We start from the raw sequence: 2,693 nt of genomic DNA, 5'->3' as shown, positions 1-2,693 counted from the left end.
AGATGCAGAGGTTCAGCCAGTCAAGGAGCTGGCCGCCGCCGTACGAATCGCCCGCATACGTCTGGGGGAAGTGGATGTGGGTGTCGACGAAGCCGGGCAGAAGGAAGCCGCCGCCGTGGTGGTACCTCGGATATGCGGTGAAAGGTGCTGGAAGCGAGCCACTTTCGCCGCAGTACTCGATCGTGCCGTCGTCACCGACGACCAGTGCGCCGTCGGGGATGGACACCAGCGCGTCGGCGGCCTCGGTGACCGACGGCGTGCCCGCGACGTGGTACACATGGCCGAAATGCACCTGCTTCGCCATTGGCCATCCGCTCACCGGGCATTCTCCGGATGCATTGCGCGCCACACGCGTACGGGGTTCATCGGCAACTCGTAGACGCGTGCCCCGGTGGCGCGCGCGATGGCGTTGGCGACCGCCGGAGCGACGGGGTTGTAGGGCGCCTCGCTCATCGACTTGGCACCGAGCGGGCCGAGCGCGTCCTCGGTGTCGGCGAAGTAGACCTCCGTCGGCGGGACGTCGGCGATCTGCGGGATGTGGTAGTTGCGAAGGGCATCCGTGGTGATCGTGCCCTCGCCGTCGCTGAGCATCTCCTCGTAGAGGGCGGTGCCGTACCCCTGCGCGACACCACCTTCGACTTGACCGCGCAGCTGCTCGGGGTTGATTACCCGCCCCGCATCACAGGCGTGCACCGAACGCAGGATCCGCACCTCTCCCGTGCGCTCGTCGACCGCCACCCGGGTCGCGTGGACGTTGAACGCGACCGAACGGACCAGGCCCGCCGAGTCGCCCTCCGCCGTCACGGGCCCACCGTTGGCCGCGACGATGTCGGCGAACGTCACCAGCCGATCGCCGCAGAGGACGCCGTCGGGCCGCAGTACGGATTCCAGCGGCGGAGCTCCGGAGATCGCCCTCGCCGCCGTCAGGATCTTGTTGCGGAGCAATTCGAGCGCCACGGCCAACGCCTTGCCGGTCACGGTGGTTCCGGTCGATCCGAATGCGCCGGTGTCGAAACGAGCTGTGTCCGTGTCGGATTGCTTCATGCGCAGCCGCGACGGCGTCGTCCCGAGAATCTCCGAGGCGATCTGCTGGAACGCCGTCGTCGTCCCGTTGCCGAATTCGGCGGTGCCGACGTGCAATGCGTACGTTCCGTCGGTCTCGAGTGAGACCGACGTCGTCGAGGTGTGGCCGCGCGGCGGGATCGTCGCGATCATGCCGATCGCCATGCCGTCCCCGAATCGCCACTGTGGACCGTCGGGCACGGGCACGTCGCTCGTGAGGGCAAGCGCGTCCTCGACGATGTCGAGGCACTGGTCAAGCCCATAGCTTCCGCCGTACTGCAGATCGTCGCCCTCGACGTGCGCGGCAACGAACGGATCCCCCGGCACGACGACGTTGCGGCGCCGGAACTCGAAAGGATCGATGTGCAGTCGCGCGGCCAGGTCGTCCATGGCGCTTTCGACGGCCCACGCGACCTGTCCAAGGCCGTAGCCGCGAAACGCTCCCGACGGAATGTTGTTGGTGTACACCGCTCGAGCGTCCACACGCTTGTTCGCGCAGCGGTAGATCGCCACCGACTCGCCGCAGCCGTGGAACATCACGCCCGGGCCATGATTGCCGTACGCCCCCGTGTCGGACAGCACGTCGACCGACAGCGCGGTCAATGTTCCGTCCGCTGCGGCTGCGGCCACGACGTCGACCCGCATGGGGTGCCTGCACGGCACGACGGTGAACTGGTCACTGCGGGTGAGCTCGTACTGGACCGGACGCCCAGTCGTGCGCACGGCGAGGGCGACGATGTCCTCGGTGAGCATCTCCTGCTTGCCGCCGAATCCACCGCCGACGCGAGCCGTGAACACGCGGACGTCCTCGGCGCCCAACCCGAAGATGCGCGCCACCTCGTCGCGGACCAGGAACGGCACCTGCGAGCTGGTGCGCAGCACGATCCTGCCCGACTCGTCGAGCCAGCCGATGGACGCGTGCGTCTCGAGGTGGACGTGCTGGACGCGCTGACTGTGCCACCGGCCGCGCACCACCGCTCCCGCAGCGGCTTCGGCGGCGGCAATGCCTGCCTCGACATCGCCGGTACCGCCGTGCAGTTCGGCCACCAGGTTCCGGGCCGGGTCGCTCAGCCGCGCCTCGGCCGCCGACTTGTCGCCGTGTACCAGCGGTGCGCCCGGGGTGTCGGCCAGCTCTGGATCGAATACCGCAGGCAACGGCTCGTAGGACACCTCCAGCATCTGAACCGCTTGGTCCGCAAGCTGTTTCGTCTCGGCCACCACTGCGGCCACGCGCTGCCCGCGGTAGCGCACGACGTCGTCGAGGATCACGGTGTCGTCGGGGTCGTCGAGCCGCGACATGTGCCGACCGGTGGAGAAACGCACCGGCGGACTGTCCCGATGGGTCAGAACGGCCACCACTCCTGGCATCGCCTCCGCGGCGCTGGAGTCGATGCCCGTGATCCGCGCGTGCGCGTGCGGGCTTGGGAGCACCGACATGTGGAGTAGCCCGTCGATCGCGACGTCGAGCGTGTACTTCTCCGTGCCGGTGACGATCGCCGGACCGGCCGGTGCGGGCAGCGAGCGACCGAAGACCTTGTCATCGCTGTCGATCGCATCCGAGTCGACGTTCACCTTGCCCACCAGAGCGTCGCGGATACCGCGGTACCCGGTGCAACGGCAGAGGTTGCCCT

At 68.4% G+C, this 2,693-nt stretch carries 1 protein-coding gene and 1 pseudogene; both read right to left on the bottom strand.

The window, feature by feature from the left end; all coding sequences use genetic code 11:
- Nucleotides 1-304: pseudogene (locus QOD90_RS14315) on the bottom strand (guanine deaminase); the annotation flags it as partial.
- An 11-nt stretch (nt 305-315) separates the two neighbouring features.
- Nucleotides 316-2,693 (bottom strand): xanthine dehydrogenase family protein molybdopterin-binding subunit (locus QOD90_RS14310; RefSeq protein WP_526350761.1); only part of this gene is annotated, 2,378 nt, incomplete at its 5' end.

Origin of the sequence: Mycobacterium sp. (assembly GCF_032161845.1) — a bacterium.
In the GTDB taxonomy this organism is placed as follows: domain Bacteria; phylum Actinomycetota; class Actinomycetes; order Mycobacteriales; family Mycobacteriaceae; genus Mycobacterium.
Note: the sequence above shows the minus strand (reverse complement) of the source record. Positions and strands in the feature narration are given on the sequence as shown.